General features: G+C 63.3%; 16 protein-coding genes. 11 read left to right on the top strand and 5 right to left on the bottom strand.

Annotated features, from left to right (window positions below; all coding sequences use genetic code 11):
* Positions 1-40: 40 nt before the first annotated feature.
* From N805_RS05295 to N805_RS05255, 9 genes are all read left to right on the top strand, one after another.
* A complete protein-coding gene (locus N805_RS05295; protein ID WP_028613138.1) occupies positions 41-1,081 on the top strand; it encodes an LLM class flavin-dependent oxidoreductase in 1,041 nt (346 codons plus the stop codon).
* A 265-nt stretch (positions 1,082-1,346) separates the two neighbouring features.
* Positions 1,347-1,943, top strand: coding sequence for an amino acid synthesis family protein (locus N805_RS05290; RefSeq protein ID WP_028613139.1), 597 nt, complete (start codon positions 1,347-1,349; stop codon positions 1,941-1,943).
* A 68-nt stretch (positions 1,944-2,011) separates the two neighbouring features.
* Complete coding sequence (locus N805_RS05285) at positions 2,012-2,845, top strand: alpha/beta fold hydrolase (protein WP_028613140.1); 834 nt, start codon at positions 2,012-2,014, stop codon at positions 2,843-2,845.
* Entirely contained in the window at positions 2,842-4,323 is a 1,482-nt protein-coding gene (locus N805_RS05280) for an aldehyde dehydrogenase (RefSeq protein WP_016499261.1), read from the top strand. The genes N805_RS05285 and N805_RS05280 overlap by 4 nt, the downstream gene beginning before the upstream one ends.
* Before the next feature lie 12 nt (positions 4,324-4,335).
* Positions 4,336-4,821, top strand: a complete 486-nt coding sequence (locus N805_RS05275) for a flavin reductase family protein (protein ID WP_016487520.1) — start codon at positions 4,336-4,338, stop codon at positions 4,819-4,821.
* Between the two features lie 161 nt (positions 4,822-4,982).
* The gene (locus N805_RS05270; RefSeq protein ID WP_019473039.1) at positions 4,983-5,372 is read left to right on the top strand and encodes a carboxymuconolactone decarboxylase family protein; all 390 of its coding nucleotides are present in this window, start codon (positions 4,983-4,985) and stop codon (positions 5,370-5,372) included.
* Between the two features lie 88 nt (positions 5,373-5,460).
* Positions 5,461-6,213 carry a GntR family transcriptional regulator gene (locus N805_RS05265; protein ID WP_016499259.1) on the top strand — a complete coding sequence of 251 codons (753 nt, stop codon included), beginning with the start codon at positions 5,461-5,463 and terminating at the stop codon, positions 6,211-6,213.
* Between the two features lie 2 nt (positions 6,214-6,215).
* The gene (locus tag N805_RS05260; RefSeq protein ID WP_019473038.1) at positions 6,216-6,779 is read left to right on the top strand and encodes an NUDIX hydrolase; all 564 of its coding nucleotides are present in this window, start codon (positions 6,216-6,218) and stop codon (positions 6,777-6,779) included.
* An 81-nt stretch (positions 6,780-6,860) separates the two neighbouring features.
* Positions 6,861-8,672: an ATP-binding protein gene (locus N805_RS05255; protein WP_019473037.1), complete on the top strand. Its 1,812-nt coding sequence runs from the start codon at positions 6,861-6,863 to the stop codon at positions 8,670-8,672.
* A gap of 22 nt (positions 8,673-8,694) precedes the next feature.
* Here the strand turns inward: N805_RS05255 and N805_RS05250 are convergent, their stop codons facing one another.
* A complete protein-coding gene (locus N805_RS05250; RefSeq protein ID WP_019473036.1) occupies positions 8,695-9,327 on the bottom strand; it encodes a LysE family translocator in 633 nt (210 codons plus the stop codon).
* 66 nt (positions 9,328-9,393) lie between these two features.
* Positions 9,394-10,008 carry a LysE family translocator gene (locus N805_RS05245; RefSeq protein ID WP_016499255.1) on the bottom strand — a complete coding sequence of 205 codons (615 nt, stop codon included), beginning with the start codon at positions 10,006-10,008 and terminating at the stop codon, positions 9,394-9,396.
* A gap of 111 nt (positions 10,009-10,119) precedes the next feature.
* Between N805_RS05245 and N805_RS05240 the strand changes: the two genes are divergently transcribed.
* On the top strand, positions 10,120-10,572 hold the full coding sequence (locus N805_RS05240) for an Lrp/AsnC family transcriptional regulator (RefSeq protein WP_016499254.1): 453 nt from the start codon (positions 10,120-10,122) through the stop codon (positions 10,570-10,572).
* Positions 10,573-10,983: 411 nt separating this feature from the next.
* Complete coding sequence (locus N805_RS05235) at positions 10,984-12,396, top strand: purine-cytosine permease family protein (protein WP_016499253.1); 1,413 nt, start codon at positions 10,984-10,986, stop codon at positions 12,394-12,396.
* A 124-nt stretch (positions 12,397-12,520) separates the two neighbouring features.
* Here N805_RS05235 and N805_RS05230 read toward each other — a convergent pair whose 3' ends face one another.
* The 3 genes from N805_RS05230 to N805_RS05220 form a co-directional block, all read right to left on the bottom strand.
* A complete protein-coding gene (locus N805_RS05230; RefSeq protein ID WP_028613141.1) occupies positions 12,521-13,825 on the bottom strand; it encodes an ammonium transporter in 1,305 nt (434 codons plus the stop codon).
* A 62-nt stretch (positions 13,826-13,887) separates the two neighbouring features.
* A complete protein-coding gene (locus N805_RS05225) occupies positions 13,888-15,213 on the bottom strand; it encodes an FMN-binding glutamate synthase family protein (RefSeq protein WP_019472314.1) in 1,326 nt (441 codons plus the stop codon).
* 15 nt (positions 15,214-15,228) lie between these two features.
* Positions 15,229-15,903, bottom strand: coding sequence for a protein glxC (locus N805_RS05220; RefSeq protein WP_019472313.1), 675 nt, complete (start codon positions 15,901-15,903; stop codon positions 15,229-15,231).
* Positions 15,904-15,912 lie beyond the last annotated feature (9 nt).

Below are 15,912 nucleotides of genomic sequence, written 5' to 3'. Positions count from 1 at the left end.
TGCCAGGCGCCAGCCCCTTTCAAGCGTTGAGGAAAGCCCCATGAAATTTTCGTTGTTCGTACACATGGAACGTTGGGATGAACAGGTCAGCCACCGCCAGTTGTTCGAAGACCTGACCGAACTGACCCTGATGGCCGAAGACGGCGGTTTCAGCACTGTATGGATTGGCGAGCACCACGCCATGGAGTACACCATTTCGCCAAGCCCGATGCCGCTGCTGGCCTACCTGGCCGCGCGCACCGAGAAGATCCGCCTGGGTGCCGGCACCATCATCGCGCCGTTCTGGAACCCGATCCGCGTCGCCGGCGAATGCGCCCTGCTCGACGTGATCAGCAACGGCCGCATGGAAGTGGGCCTGGCCCGTGGCGCCTACCAGTTCGAGTTCGACCGCATGGCCAATGGCATGCCGGCCACCGACGGCGGCAAGGCGCTGCGCGAGATGGTGCCGGTGGTACGCAAGTTGTGGGAAGGTGACTACGCCCATGACGGCGAAGTCTACAAGTTCCCCACCTCCACCAGCGTGCCGAAGCCGTTCAACGCGACGCCGCCGATGTGGATCGCTGCCCGCGACCCGGACTCGCACAACTTCGCCGTGGCCAACGGCTGCAATGTCATGGTTACCCCGCTGATGAAGGGTGACGAAGAAGTGCTGGACCTGAAGAACAAGTTCCAGGCCGCTCTGGACAACAACCCGGACGTGCCGCGCCCACAACTGATGGTGCTGCGCCACACCCACGTGCACAGCCCGGCCGAGCCTGAAGGCTGGAAAGTCGGCGCGCAGGCCATCTCGCGCTTCTATCGCACCTTTGATGCCTGGTTCGGCAACAAGACTGTTCCGGTCAACGGCTTTCTGGAGCCGAGCCCGGAATCGAAGTTTGCCGAGGTGCCGGCGTTCCAGCTGGACAACATCCGCAAGAACACCATGATCGGCACCCCGGAAGAAATCATCGCGCGCATCAAGTACTACCAGGAACTCGGCGTCGACGAGTTCAGCTTCTGGTGCGACAACAGCCTGCCCCACGCCGAGAAGAAGAAGTCGCTGGAGCTGTTCATCAAGGAAGTGGTGCCGGCGTTCGCCTGAATTCCCATTGCCTGAATCATTGCGGGACGCGCCCGCTCCCGTGGGCCCCTTCGGCCTGCGTGAGCGGGCTTTTTTTTGAAACCTGTGCAGTCCCTGTGGGAGCGGGCAAGCCCGCGAAGAGGCCAGTACAGACAGCAGAGAAATCAAGGCATCAGGCCACCTTTCGTCCCCCCACCAAGAGAAATTTCCAGACACCTCTTGCACAACAAATATTATGGTATACCATCAGACAACAAGAGCTGATAACCCTCACCAGGAGCCACCCATGAGTTTCGAAATCCGCAAGATCGTCACCTACTCCGAAGAGACCCACATCGAAGGCGGCAAGGCCACCGACAAGCCGGTGACCATGGTCGGCCTGGCCGTGGTGATCAAGAACCCATGGGCCGGTCGCGGTTTTGTTGAAGATCTGAAGCCGGAAATCCGCGCCAACTGCTCGGAGCTGGGTGCACTGATGGTCGAGCGTCTCACCGCTGCCATCGGCGGTGCCGACAAGATCGAAGCCTACGGTAAAGCTGCTGTGGTCGGCGCCGACGGCGAAATCGAGCATGCCTCGGCCGTGATCCACACCCTGCGCTTCGGCAACCACTACCGCGAAGCGGTACAGGCCAAGAGCTACCTGAGCTTCACCAACAAGCGCGGCGGCCCTGGCACCTCGATCCAGATCCCGATGATGCAAAAGGACGACGAAGGCCTGCGTTCGCACTACATCACCCTGGAAATGCAGATCGAAGACGCCCCGCGCGCCGATGAAATCGTCGTGGTGCTGGGCGCTGCCGACGGCGGCCGCCTGCACCCGCGCATCGGCAACCGCTACATCGACCTGGAAGAACTGGCTGCCGAAAAAGCCAACGCTCAATAACAACAACCAAGACGGGCCGGGGCGTGGCGTGCTTTCCCGCCGTGCCCGACCTTCAAGGAGCGCCCTCCATGATTCAGCCTGTCGCTGAACGTACACCTGCCGGCACCAGCTACCTGTCCGTAGGCCAGGGCCAACCCGTGGTACTGATCCACGGCGTGGGCCTGAACAAGGAAATGTGGGGCGGTCAGATCGTTGGCCTGGCCAACGACTACCGTGTCATCGCCTACGACATGCTCGGCCATGGTCAAAGCCGCGTACCGGCTGCCGACACGCCGCTGGAAGGCTACGCCGACCAGCTCGCCGAACTGCTCGACCACCTGCAAATTCAACAAGCGACCGTGATCGGCTTCTCCATGGGCGGGCTGGTTGCCCGTGCCTTTGCCCTTAACTACCCGCAGCGCCTGGCTGCACTGGTCGTGCTCAACAGCGTGTTCAACCGTACCCCCGAGCAGAGTGCCGGCGTGATCGCCCGCGCTGCCCAGGCAGCGGAGCTGGGCCCCGACGCCAACGTCGATGCTGCCCTCGACCGCTGGTTCAGCCGTGAATACAAGGCAGCCAACCCGGCGCAGGTCGCCGCCATTCGCCAGGTGCTGGCGAGCAACGACCCGCAGGGCTACCACACCACGTATTCGCTGTTTGCCACCCAGGACATGTACCGCGCCGGCGACCTGGGCAGCATTCAGGTGCCGACGCTGATCGCCACGGGCGAACTCGACTCGGGCTCCACCCCGGCCATGACCCGCCAGCTCGCCGCCAGCATTCCGGGTGCGCACAGTGTGGTCCTCGCCGAGCAACGGCATATGATGCCGGTAGAAGCACCCCGTGAAGTCAACAAGATGCTGCTGGACTTCCTCGCGCAAGCCCGCACCCTCACCGAATCCGCCAAGGGGATTGTTGCATGACCCTCGTTCGTTTCCAGATGTGCATCGACGGCCAATGGCGCGATGCCCAGAGCGGCAAGACCTTCGACAGCCTCAACCCGGCCACCGCCCAAGCCTGGGCGCAGCTTCCCGACGCTGACGAAACCGACGTCGAGCTGGCCGTGCAGGCCGCCCAGCGTGCCTTCGAAAGCAAGGAATGGCGCAGCATCACCGCCACCGCGCGTGGCAAGCTGCTGCGTCGCCTGGGTGACCTGATTACCGAGAACAAGGAACACCTGGCCCAGCTGGAAAGCCGTGACAACGGCAAGCTGATCCGCGAAACCCGCGGCCAGGTCGGCTACCTGCCAGAGTTCTTCCACTACACCGCAGGCCTGGCCGACAAGCTTGAAGGCGGCACCCTGCCGCTGGACAAGCCCGACCTGTTCGCCTACACCGTGCACGAGCCCATCGGCGTGGTTGCCGGGATCATCCCGTGGAACAGCCCGCTGTACCTCACCGCGATCAAGCTGGCCCCGGCACTGGCTGCGGGCAACACCATCGTGCTCAAACCTTCCGAGCACGCCTCGGCGACCATCCTCGAGCTGGCCCGCCTGGCCCTCGAAGCCGGCTTCCCGGCCGGTGTGGTCAACGTGGTCACCGGCTACGGCCCAACCACCGGCGCGGCCCTGACCCGCCACCCCCTGGTGCGCAAGATCGCCTTCACCGGCGGCGCCGCTACAGCACGCCACGTGGTGCGCAGCAGTGCCGAGAACTTCGCCAAGCTGTCGCTGGAGCTGGGCGGCAAATCGCCGAACATCATCTTCGCCGATGCCGACCTGGACAGCGCCATCAATGGCGCCGTGGCCGGTATCTATGCCGCCTCCGGGCAAAGCTGCGTGGCCGGTTCGCGCCTGCTGGTGCAGGACGAGATCTTCGACGAATTCGTAGAGCGCCTGGTTACCCGCGCCAAGCGCATCCGCATCGGCAACCCGCAAGACGACGCCAGCGAAATGGGCCCCATGGCCACCGCGCAGCAGCTGGCCGTGGTCGAAGGCCTGGTGGCTGCGGCCAAGGCCGAAGGCGCCAAATTGCACATGGGCGGCAAGCGTGCCGAGGTCGAGGGTGACGGCTGGTTCTACGAACCGACCCTGTTCGAGTGCGACAGCAACTCGATGACCATCATGCAGGAAGAAGTGTTTGGCCCTGTCGCCGCGGTCATCCGCTTCAAGACCGAGGAAGAGGCCCTGGCAATCGCCAACGACTCGCAATTCGGCCTGGCCGCCGGCATCTGGACCCGTGACCTGGGCCGTGCCCATCGCCTGGCCCGCGACGTGCGTTCGGGGATCATCTGGGTCAACACTTACCGCGCCGTGTCCGCCATGGCGCCGATCGGTGGTTTCAAGAACAGCGGCTACGGCCGTGAGAGCGGCATCGATTCGGTGCTGGCCTATACCGAGCTGAAGACCGTGTGGATCAACCTGTCCACCGCGCCGATGCCCGACCCGTTCGTGATGCGCTAGGAGGAACACGAGATGATCGAACCCGGCATCTACAAAGACGTGATGGGCTCTTTCCCGTCCGGCGTCACGGTAGTCACCACCCTGGACGCCGACGGCGCCATCGTCGGCATCACCGCCAGCGCCTTCAGCGCGTTGTCGATCGACCCGGCGCTGGTACTGTTCTGCCCCAACTACGCCTCCGACACCTACCCGATCCTGCGGGACAGCAAGCAGTTCGCGATTCACCTGCTGTCCGCCGAACAGACCGCCGAGGCCTATGCCTTCGCCGGCAAGGGCAAGGACAAGGCCAAGGGCGTCGAGTGGCACTTGAGCGAGCTGGGCAACCCGCTGCTGGCCAAGGCGACGGCGATCATCGAGTGCGAACTGTGGCGCGAGTATGACGGCGGTGACCACGCGATCATCGTCGGCGCGGTGAAGAACCTGGTGCTGCCGGCCGAGCCGGTGACGCCGATGGTTTACCACAAAGGCAAGCTGGGCGCCCTGCCGCCGCTTGGCTGACCTTGAGACCGCCGGGGCTGCTTTGCAGCCCATCGCCGGCAAGCCAGCTCCCACAGGAATTGCGCAGGCCTCTGGTCCTGTGCAGTCCCTGTAGGAGCTGGCTTGCCGGCGATGGGCCGCAAAGCGGCCCCCGTTCCCTTTTTTCTTCCGGAGTACGGCACATGAGTAACGAGAAGTATGAGAAAGGCCTGAAGATCCGCACCCAGGTGCTGGGCGAGGATTACGTCAACCGCTCGATCCAGAACGCCGACGAGTTCACCAAGCCGTTGCAGGAACTGGTCACTGAATACTGCTGGGGCCACGTCTGGGGCCGCGAAGGCTTGTCGCTCAAAGAGCGCAGCATGATAAACTTGGCCATGATTTCCGCGCTCAACAGGCCCCACGAGCTCAAGCTGCACATTCGCGGCGCATTGCGCAATGGCCTGAGCCGTGAACAGATTCGCGAAATTCTGCTCCAGGTCGGTATTTATTGCGGCGTACCCGCGGCGGTGGACAGTTTCCGCCTGGCCCGTGAAGCGTTTGCCGAAGCCGATACGGAGTCAACCCGATAACAACGGGCTGTTCGAACCACTGCATGGAAAGCCTCGGTTCGGGGCGTTCCGCGATGTTGGCGCAACAGCCTCTTAAAGAGCGCACCTGATGAAACGCCAGCCACTCGACGACAGCTTCAAGGTCAACCGCAACCCCGTTACCCTGCGCGAAATCGTGCTAGACAAGCTGCGGGCGGCGATCATGAACTTCCACCTGCTCCCGGGCGACCGCCTGGTCGAGCGCGACCTCTGTGACCGCCTTGGCGTCAGCCGCACCTCGGTGCGCGAAGCCCTGCGTCATCTGGAGTCTGAAGGCCTGGTAGAGTTTGCCGACGCCAAGGGCCCACGCGTAGCCATCATCACCTTGGAAGACGCCCGCGACATCTACGAGCTGCGTTGCGTGCTCGAAGGCCTGATCGTGCAGCTGTTCACTCTCAACGCCAAGGCCAAGGACATTCGTGCCCTGGAACGCGCGCTGGAAGTGAACCGCGAAGCGCTGGAAGAAGGCGAGCTGCAACAGGTGCTGGACTCGGTACAAGGTTTCTACGATGTGCTGCTGGAAGGCTCCGGCAACCAGGTAGCGGCCCAGCAGCTGCGCCAGTTGCAGGCACGCATCAGCTACCTGCGCGCCACCTCGGTCTCACAGGAAAACCGCCGTGGCGCCAGCAACCGAGAAATGGAAAAGATCGTCGAAGCGATCAAGGGTGGCGACCCGCTGGTGGCCCATCAGGCTTCGGTCGACCACGTCCGCGCTGCCGCCAAGGTGGCCCTGGACTACCTGCGCCAGAAGCAGGATGACAACCCCAAGGTGCGCGACATCGTCGAGCCCCTGGCCCTCAAGGAACCCCGCATAGGTCGCTGATCATGCCTACCGCCCCGCGCTATTGCCCGCACTGCACCACGGAACTGGCCCGGGGCGTTCCCACAGGCGACACCCACGAACGCCTGCACTGCACCGGCTGCGGCTATATCCATTACATCAACCCGAAGATCATCGCCGGCTGCATCATCGAGCGCGATGGCAAGTACCTGTTGTGCCAGCGCGCCATCCCGCCACGCCCCGGCACATGGACCTTGCCGGCCGGGTTCATGGAGGCTGGCGAAACCACCGAGCAGGCTGCACTGCGCGAGGTCTGGGAAGAAAGCGGCGTGCGCGCCGACATCGTCTCGCCCTACTCCATCTTCAGCGTGCCGAAAATCAGCGAGGTGTACATCATCTTCCGCGCCAGCGTCACCGAAGAAACCGGGCAGTACGGCCCGGAGACCCTGGCATACAAGTTCTTTGAACCCGACGCAATTCCGTGGGACGAGATCTATTATCCAGCAATCCGGCAGATTCTCGAACGCTACATCCTTGAGCGGCAGGCTGGGGTTTACGGGATCTACATGGGCAATGACGACACTGGCAAGGTTCACTTCATCCGCTAGCCTGGGCCGCCACAAAATGCTCGCCAACCGTCTATTCTCGGTGCACCCTAAAGGCCTTGTGTTAAAGGACCGACAGAACAAATGGCGAAATGGCTAGACGGCGGCGGGCTGATGGCCGAACGCATCCGCAACCACGACTGGGCCACTACCCCGCTGGGCCCACTGGAACATTGGCCCGACGCACTGAAGACCACCATGGCCCTGTGCCTGGCTTCGCGCTTCCCGCAGGCGGTGCTCTGGGGCCCTGACCTGATTACCCTGCACAACGATGCCTTCACCCAGATTCTCGGGCGCAAGCCCTTGGCCCTTGGCATCCCCTTCCGCGACGTGTGGCAGGAAGCCTGGGCCGACATTGGCAACATGGCTGACCGTGCCCTGGCTGGCGAAGCGGTGTACATCGAAGACTTTCCGCTGATCATCGAACGTAACGGCGGCCCGGAGCGGGCCTATTTCACCTTCTGCTACAGCCCGATTCGCGGCCTTGATGGCGAGGTGCTGGGCATGCTCGACACGGTCACCGAAACCACCACCAGCGTGCTCGCCAACAGGCGCCTCAACTTTCTCGACGCACTCGGCCGTGCCATAGCCGACGCCACCGCCGCGGACCAGATCCTGGACACCACCACGCGCATGATGGTCGAGCACCTTAGCCTTTCCAGTTGCGCGTATGCGGTGATGGACGCTGACGAGGACGGTTTTACCATCTGTGGCGACGCGGTGGCCCCCGGCTCGCCGAGGCTGGTGGGCCAGTACCAACTGCACGACTTTGGCCGCCTGGCACTCAGCCGCCTGCGCAGCGGCCTGCCACTGGTGATCAACGACAACCTCAGTGAACTGGCCGCCGACGAAGCCGCCGCCTTCCAGGCCATCGGCATTACCGCCACCATCTGCATGCCGCTGATCAAAGGCGGCCGCCTCATCGCACTGATGGCGATCCATGACAACGCGCCGCGCACATGGACAGACTACGAACAGGCGCTGATCAGCGAAGTGACCGAGCGTTGCTGGGCGCATATCCAGCGGGTTCAGGCCCATGCCGAAGTGCGTGAGGCCATGGCCGCACTGGAGGCGCTGAATGCCACCCTCGAACACCGCGTAGACGAGCGCACCACCCAGTTGGTGCACACCGAGGCAGCGTTGCGCCAGGCCCAGAAGCTGGAAGCCATCGGCCAGCTGACCGGTGGCGTGGCACACGACTTCAACAACCTGCTGACCATCATTCGCTCGTCGTTGCACTTTCTGCAGCGCCCCAACCTTGATGAAAAACGCCGCGAGCGCTACATCAAGACCATATCTGACACGGTCCACCGTGGTGCCAAACTGACCGGCCAGCTACTGGCCTTCGCCCGCCGCCAGGCCCTCAGCCCCGAAGTGTTCGAGGCCGGGCCACGGCTGGAGGCCATGGCCGACATGCTCGACACCGCCACCGGGGCGCGCATCCAGGTCGAGCTGCAACTACCGCAGACGGCGTGCCACATCCGCGCCGACGTCAGTCAGCTGGAAACCGCGGTGATCAACCTGATGCTCAACGGGCGCGACGCCATGGCCGGCGAAGGCACCTTGCTGCTGCGCCTGCAGGCTGACCGGCGCCTGCCTGCCCTGCGCGGCCAGCCTTCACCGCCAGCCCGGTTCGCGGCGATTTCGGTGAGCGACAGCGGTGTGGGTATTGCCGCCGAACTGCTGGAACGTATCTTCGACCCGTTTTTCACCACAAAAGCCCCGGGTGAAGGTACCGGGCTGGGGTTGTCGCAGGTGTTCGGTTTTGCCAAACAGTCCGGGGGCGATGTACAGGTAGCAAGCATCCCCGGCCAGGGCACCACCTTCACCCTTTACCTGCCACAGGAGGATCCGCCTGCAGCCCCGGCCGAAGACGCCTCGGCCAGCAGCCACTGATACCTTGCAACGCAATGAACGATCAACGGCGCCCTTCTGCCAGCATGCGCAGCGCAAGCCCTGCCAGCACGGTGCCCATCAACCACCGCTGAACCTGTTGCCACACTGGCCTGCCAGCCAGAAACACGGCGATGGACCCAGCCATGACCGCAATCAACGCATTGACCGTGACGCTGATGGCGATCTGTGTCGAACCCAGCACCAGCGACTGCAGCAGCACACTGCCATGCCCCGGTTCGATGAACTGCGGCATCAGCGATAGATACATGACGGCGATCTTGGGGTTGAGCAGGCTGGTGGCAAAACCCATGGTGAACAGCCGCCGAGGGCTGTCGGCAGGCAGCTCACGCACCTGGAAGGGTGAACGGCCACCTGGCCGCAGCGCCTGCCAGGCCAGGTACAACAGGTACAAAGCGCCACCGATACGCAGCGCGTCGTAGGCAAAGGGAACTGCCATGACCAGCGCCGTGATACCCAATGCCGCGCAGAACATGTAAATGACGAAGCCCAACGCCACACCCCCCAGAGAAATCAAACCGGCCTTGCGGCCCTGGCAGATCGAGCGGGAGATCAGGTAGATCATGTTCGGCCCCGGGGTCAGTACCATGCCGAGGCAGATCAGGGCAAAGGTGAGCAGCTGGGTAGTTTCAGGCATGGGGCACATCCTGGTTGTGCGTGGGTTTGCGGCGAGTCTATCTGAAGCCATTGGTCACGGGTGAAATCAGTTGATTTGCCCGGCTATCAAACCCAGGGCAACGGTAATCATCGCCACCCCCGAAACCCGCCCGACCAGCTTCGCCGCGCCCGGCCTGGTGCTCAGCACGGCTTTGGCGCCATAGCCGACCAGTGAATAGATCACCAGCGAACTGCACAGGTGCACCAGGCCCAGCAGCAAGATCTGCAACGGCACCGGCCAGCTCGACTGCGGGTCGGTGAACTGCGGCAGCAAGGCCAGGAATAGCAGGAAAACCTTGGGGTTCAGGCCGCTGACGCAAAACCCCTTCAACGCCCAGCGCGACCCCGACTCCCCCTCACCACCCTGCCCAGCCTCGGGCAATGCGGGGCTCAACAACAGGTTGCCGCCCAGCCACAGCAGGTAGCTGCACCCTGCCAAGGTCAGCAGGGTCAGCGCCAGCGGGTGACCTGCCAACAGGCTACCTACACCCGCAGCCACCACCAGTGTCGCCAGGAAATGCCCCGACAACATCCCCGCCACTGCGGGCATCACCCAGCGCCCGCGCATGCCTGCCGAAATGGCGTAAGCCCAGTCTGCACCCGGGGTAATCACAAACAGCATCGACACGGCCCAAAATGCCGTCAGCACACTGATAGCCACTTGAATCTTCCTTATCTACTGCCTTGGGATGTCGAAAGATTACGGATTCCGCTCGGGGATTTTCTTTCGTATATTCCCTGCAATCGCTCAATTAATGGAAGATCCTTCTCAATGGACAGGACAGACAGGAAAATACTTGCCGAGCTGCAAAAAGACGGTCGGCTGTCGGTAACCGAGCTGGCCGAGCGTGTGGGGCTCAGCCTGTCGCCGTGCCATCGGCGCTTGAAGGCACTGGAGGAGTCCGGGGCGATACTCGGCTATCACGCCCGCCTGGCGCCGAGCGCCCTGGGGCTGAACTTTGCTGCGCTGGTGTTCGTGACCCTGCGCGAGGTCACCCGCCAGCCAGTGGCGGATTTTGAAGCGGCACTTTCGGAGATCCCACAGATTGTCGAAGCGCAGCGGTTGTTCGGCGACCCGGATTACCTGCTGCATGTGGTGGCCAAGGACCTGCCGGCATTTCAGAAGCTGTACGACGAGAAACTGACCAGCATTCCCAACGTGAAGCGCCTGAGCTCGACCCTGGTAATGAAAGAAGTGATTCAGGACCGGTTGCTGCCGATGTAGCTCTATTGCCTGTACTGGCCCTTTCGCGGGCTCGCCCGCTCCCACAGGCTCACCACAGGTACTGAAAGCTGCGCCATACCTGTGGGAGCGGGCAAGCCCGCGAAGGGCCTATACAGGCAACCATTCAGTTGCCCTGAAAACGCGCATCACGCACCATCAAAGCCCACCGCTTTCTACCGACACCGGGCTCAACCCCTCTATCCCAGGCCCTGCCGCCCACTGGCACCGTCCTTGCTACCGTCACCCGCTTAAGCTTTTGTCAGCCTTAGGTTTTTTAAGGTTTATGGGTACATATTTACTAATTTCTCGTTATCCCCGCGCCCCGCATCATCCCTCCAACAAGAACGCGTCGCCCATCGCCGGCACGCCCCCGGGCAGCTCCCGATGCCCTACCTTGCCTTGGAGTCAGTCATGACCAGTGCAGCCAATTCGGCACCCCTGATAGAAAAACACACAATCGGCTACGTGCCCCCGCAAGACCGCCATGGAAAGGTAAGGGATCTGTTCACACTGTGGTTCGGCGGCAATATCGCGCCGCTGCCCATCGTCACCGGCGCGCTGGGCGTGCAGCTGTTTCACCTGAACCTGATATGGGGCATCGTCGCCATCCTGGTCGGCCACCTGGTCGGCGGGGTACTGATGGCACTGCACTCGGCCCAGGGCCCGCAAATGGGCATCCCGCAGATGATCCAGAGCCGCGCCCAGTTCGGCACCCTCGGCGCGCTGCTGGTGGTAGTGATCGCCGGCGTCATGTACATCGGCTTCTTCGCTTCCAACATCGTTCTCGCCGGCAAGTCGCTACATGGCGTGGTAGACACCGTGCCAGTACCGGTGGGCATCGTCATCGGTGCGCTCGGGTCGGGCATCATCGGCATCATCGGCTACCGCTTCATCCACGTGCTCAACCGTATCGGCACCTGGGTGCTGGGCATCGGCATCGTGGTCGGCTTCGGCTACATCTTCACCCACGTGCAAAGCGACGACTTCCTCACCCGTGGCAGCTTCAACCTGGCCGGCTGGCTGGCCACCGTGTCGCTGGCGGCGCTGTGGCAGATCGCCTTTGCGCCCTATGTGTCGGACTACTCGCGCTACCTGCCGGCGGATGTGAAAGTCAGCTCGACGTTCTGGACCACCTACCTGGGCTCTGCCCTGGGATCGAGCCTGTCGTTCATCTTCGGCGCCGTGGCGGTACTGGCGATCCCGGCAGGCATGGACACCATGGATGCGGTCAAGCTGGCCACCGGCACCCTGGGCCCGATCATGCTGGTGCTGTTCCTGCTCAGCGTCATCAGCCACAACGCCCTCAACCTGTATGGCGCGGTGCTGTCGATCATCACTCTGGTGCAAACCTTCGCTTATCGCTGGATTCCTACTGCCAAGAGCCGTGCGGTGCTGTCGCTGATCGTCCTGTCGGCCTGCTGCGTGGTGGCGGTGTTCGCCTCGGCAGACTTCATCGGCCACTTCGTCGACATGGTGCTGGTGCTGCTGGTGGTGCTGGTGCCGTGGACAGCGATCAACCTGATCGACTTTTATGTCATCCACAAAGGTGACTACGACATCCAGTCGATCTTCCAGGTCGATGGCGGTATCTACGGGCGTTACAACCCGCAGGCGTTGATTGCCTATGCGGTAGGTATCGTGGTGCAGATTCCGTTCATGAACACGCCACTGTACGTGGGGCCGATTTCCGAGCACATCAACGGGGCTGACCTGTCGTGGCTGGTAGGGCTGGCAATCACCTCGCCGCTGTACTGGTGGCTGGCCAGCCGTGACAGTGCCTACCGTCGCCGGCAGACGAGTGCCAAGTTGGCCATGGGGCACTGATTCAACCTGTAACGGCCCTATCGCCGGCAAGCCAGCTCCCACATGAGCACCCCAGGCCTGGGCCAAGTAGGGAGCTGTGGGCGCTGGCTTGCCGGGGATAGGGCCGGTGCTGGCAACACATCAATCAGAGGTTGTAAGCCCGCTCATTGTGCTCCGCCAGGTCCAGCCCCTGCTCTTCCTCCTCCCGGCTGGCCCGCAGCCCGACAGTCAGCTTGATCGCGCCGAGAATCGCCCAGCTCACCACGAAGCAGTACACAAAGGTGAACGCCACCCCCTTTAGCTGCACCAGTGCCTGCCCGATGGGCGATACGCCCTCGACATAGCCCCCCAGCGAGGGCGCTGCGAACACCCCGGTCAGCACCGCCCCGACCATGCCGCCAACGCCATGCAGCCCGAACACATCGAGGCTGTCGTCATACCCCAGCGCCTGCTTGAGCCGGGTCACGGCAAAGAAGCAGATGGCCCCCGTCAGCACACCGATCACCAGCGCCCCCAGCGGCCCGACGAACGCGCAAGCCGGTGTGATGCCCACCAACCCGGCCAATGCCCCCGACGCTGCACCCAAGGCAGTCGGCCGGCCATGCATCACCTTCTCGGTCAGCAACCAACCGACAATCCCCGCACAGGCCGCCACCATGGTCGCCAGCATCACCACCCCGGCCCCCTCGTTGGCCGCCAGCCCCGACCCCACGTTGAAGCCGAACCAGCCCACCCACAGCAACCCCGCACCCACCAGGGTAAAGCCGAGGTTGTGCGGCGGCATGGCCACCTGCGGGTAGCCCTTGCGCTTGCCCAGCATCAACGCCGCAGCCAAGGCAGCCACGCCAGAGTTGATATGCACCGCAGTACCACCGGCGAAGTCCAGCACGCCCCAGTTGACCATCAACGCCCCCGGCCCGCCCCACACCATATGGGCGATTGGCGCGTACACCAGCACGAACCACGCCGCCATGAACAGCAACGAAGCGCTGAACTTCATGCGCTCGGCAAAGCCGCCGGCAATCAGCGCCGGGGTGATGATGGCGAACGTCAGCTGGAACACCGCAAACACGCCTTCGGGGATGGTGCCGACCAGGCTGTCATGGCCGATATCCAGCATCAGTGCCTTGTCCAGCCCGCCGATGAAACTGTTGAAGGTGAGCTGGCCCTCGACCATGCCGGTGGTATCGACCACCAGGCTGTAACCGAACAGTACCCAGAGGATGCCGATAACCCCGGCCACGGCGAACAGCTGGGTGAACACGGAGAGGAAGTTCTTGGCACGCACCATGCCGCCGTAGAACAGCGCCAGGCCAGGGATGCACATCATCAGCACGAACATCGCGGCGCAGATCATCCAGGCAGTGTTGCCGGTATCCAGGGTGGTTTCGGCGGCAGTGGCCTGGGTGGCCAGGGCTAACAACATTACAGCTAGGGTGAGGTGCTTCATGGCGTCACTCCTGTGGGAATGGGGGGGTCTTGGGGCTGCTTTGCAGCCCCAAAAACGGTGGATCAGTACTGCGCCTGCCCCGGCACCCAGGCCGTCCCCGCCAGGGGCACCCGCGCCATCGCCGCCGCTTCCACGGTCAAGGCCACCAGGTCCTCCGGGTCAAGGTTGTGCAAGTGCGACTTGCCACACGCCCGCGCCATGGTCTGCGCCTCCAGCACCAGCACCCGCAGGTAATTCGCCAGCCGTCGCCCCGCCTCTTCCGGGTTCAGGCGCTTGGCCAGCTCTGGGTCCTGGGTGGTGATGCCGGCCGGGTCGCGGCCGTTTTGCCAGTCGTCATAGAAGCCGGCGGCCGAGCCAATCTTCTTCAGCTCGCTGTCCAGGCGCGGATGGTTGTCACCCAAGGCGATCAGCGCCGCCGTACCGATGGCCACCGCGTCAGCCCCCAGGGCCATGGCCTTGGCCACGTCGGCACCGTTGCGGATACCACCAGAGACAATCAGCTGCACCTTGCGGTGCATGCCCATTTCCTGAAGCGCCTGCACCGCCTGCGGGATGGCCGGCAAGATCGGGATGCCGACGTGCTCGATGAACACTTCCTGAGTCGCTGCGGTACCACCCTGCATGCCGTCGAGCACGATTACGTCAGCACCGGCCTTCACCGCCAGCTTGACGTCGTAGTACGGGCGGCTGGCGCCGATCTTCACGTAGATGGGTTTTTCCCAGTCGGTGATCTCGCGGATCTCGGCAATCTTGATCGCCAGGTCATCAGGCCCGGTCCAGTCCGGGTGGCGGCAGGCACTGCGCTGGTCGACGCCGATCGGCAAGGTGCGCATGCCGGCCACCCGCTCGGTCACCTTCATGCCCAGCAGCATGCCGCCACCGCCCGGTTTGGCGCCCTGGCCGAGGACGATCTCGATGGCGTCGGCCTTGCGCAGGTCATCGGAATTCATACCGTAGCGCGATGGCAGGTACTGATACACCAGATGCTGGGACTGGCCGCGCTCTTCCGGGGTCATGCCGCCGTCGCCGGTGGTGGTGCTGGTGCCCGCAATGGTCGCCCCACGGCCCAGCGCTTCCTTGGCATTGGCCGACAGCGCGCCGAAGCTCATGCCGGCGATGGTCACCGGGATTTTCAGGTGAATCGGCTTTTTCGCAAAGCGGTTGCCCAGCACCACGTCGGTGCCGCACTTTTCGCGGTAGCCTTCCAGGGGGTAGCGCGACACGCTGGCACCCAGCAGCAACAGGTCGTCGAAATGCGGCACACGGCGTTTGGTACCGCCACCACGAATGTCGTAGATGCCGGTTTCGGCGGCACGCTGGATTTCCTGGATGGTCAGGCGATCGAAGGTAGCCGACTCACGCAGTACCGGGGGGAATTGCTCGCTCATGGAAATGCTCCTGGATCAGTACGCGCTGGCGTTGTCGACTTTGAAGTTGTACAGCTGGCGGGCCGAGCCGTAGCGTTTGAAATCGGCGGCCTTGTGGTCCAGGCCAGCCTTGTTCAGCAGCTCCTGCAGCTCTTGCAGGTGTTCGGCGCGCATGTCCTTTTCGATGCAGTCCGAGCCCAGTGACTGCACCGAGCCCTTGACGTAGATGCGCACCTCATACAGCGAGTCGCCCAGCGCATCGCCGGCATCGCCACACACCACCAGGCGCCCGGCCTGGCCCATGAAGCAGCTCATGTGGCCGATGCTGCCGCCGACCACAATGTCCACGCCTTTCATGGAAATACCGCAACGGGCACCGGCATCACCTTCGATCACCAGCAGCCCGCCATGGGCAGTGGCTCCAGCGGCCTGGGAGGCACTGCCCTTCACCCGCACCAAACCGGACATCATGTTCTCGGCCACACCCACACCGACGTTGCCGTGCACCGTGACACTGGCCTGCTGGTTCATGCCGGCGCAGTAGTAGCCGGCATGGCCTTCGATATCCACCGCCACGGCAGCGTTGATGCCCACAGCCAGGTTGTGCTTGCCGCCAGGGTGGGTCACTTGCCATTCAAGGTCCTGCACCTCGCCGTGCAGGGACTGGTTGAGCACACGCACCGAAGTGCTGGAAAGGTCGATCGTCTTCATAAGGTTCTC

Source organism: Pseudomonas putida S13.1.2 (assembly GCF_000498395.2).
Classification (GTDB): domain Bacteria; phylum Pseudomonadota; class Gammaproteobacteria; order Pseudomonadales; family Pseudomonadaceae; genus Aquipseudomonas; species Aquipseudomonas putida_Q.
The sequence above is the reverse complement of the archived record's forward strand: the minus strand, read 5'-3'. Positions and strand labels throughout refer to the sequence as shown.

Bases quoted from the DNA above. Each gene is read 5' to 3' on its own strand.
- N805_RS05295 (WP_028613138.1), top strand. From the start codon at position 41: ATGAAATTTTCGTTGTTCGTACACATGGAACGTTGGGATGAACAGGTC.
- N805_RS05290 (WP_028613139.1), top strand. From the start codon at position 1,347: ATGAGTTTCGAAATCCGCAAGATCGTCACCTACTCCGAAGAGACCCAC.
- N805_RS05285 (WP_028613140.1), top strand. From the start codon at position 2,012: ATGATTCAGCCTGTCGCTGAACGTACACCTGCCGGCACCAGCTACCTG.
- N805_RS05280 (WP_016499261.1), top strand. From the start codon at position 2,842: ATGACCCTCGTTCGTTTCCAGATGTGCATCGACGGCCAATGGCGCGAT.
- N805_RS05275 (WP_016487520.1), top strand. From the start codon at position 4,336: ATGATCGAACCCGGCATCTACAAAGACGTGATGGGCTCTTTCCCGTCC.
- N805_RS05270 (WP_019473039.1), top strand. From the start codon at position 4,983: ATGAGTAACGAGAAGTATGAGAAAGGCCTGAAGATCCGCACCCAGGTG.
- N805_RS05265 (WP_016499259.1), top strand. From the start codon at position 5,461: ATGAAACGCCAGCCACTCGACGACAGCTTCAAGGTCAACCGCAACCCC.
- N805_RS05260 (WP_019473038.1), top strand. From the start codon at position 6,216: ATGCCTACCGCCCCGCGCTATTGCCCGCACTGCACCACGGAACTGGCC.
- N805_RS05255 (WP_019473037.1), top strand. From the start codon at position 6,861: ATGGCGAAATGGCTAGACGGCGGCGGGCTGATGGCCGAACGCATCCGC.
- N805_RS05250 (WP_019473036.1), bottom strand. From the start codon at position 9,327: ATGCCTGAAACTACCCAGCTGCTCACCTTTGCCCTGATCTGCCTCGGC.
- N805_RS05240 (WP_016499254.1), top strand. From the start codon at position 10,120: ATGGACAGGACAGACAGGAAAATACTTGCCGAGCTGCAAAAAGACGGT.
- N805_RS05235 (WP_016499253.1), top strand. From the start codon at position 10,984: ATGACCAGTGCAGCCAATTCGGCACCCCTGATAGAAAAACACACAATC.
- N805_RS05230 (WP_028613141.1), bottom strand. From the start codon at position 13,825: ATGAAGCACCTCACCCTAGCTGTAATGTTGTTAGCCCTGGCCACCCAG.
- N805_RS05225 (WP_019472314.1), bottom strand. From the start codon at position 15,213: ATGAGCGAGCAATTCCCCCCGGTACTGCGTGAGTCGGCTACCTTCGAT.
- N805_RS05220 (WP_019472313.1), bottom strand. From the start codon at position 15,903: ATGAAGACGATCGACCTTTCCAGCACTTCGGTGCGTGTGCTCAACCAG.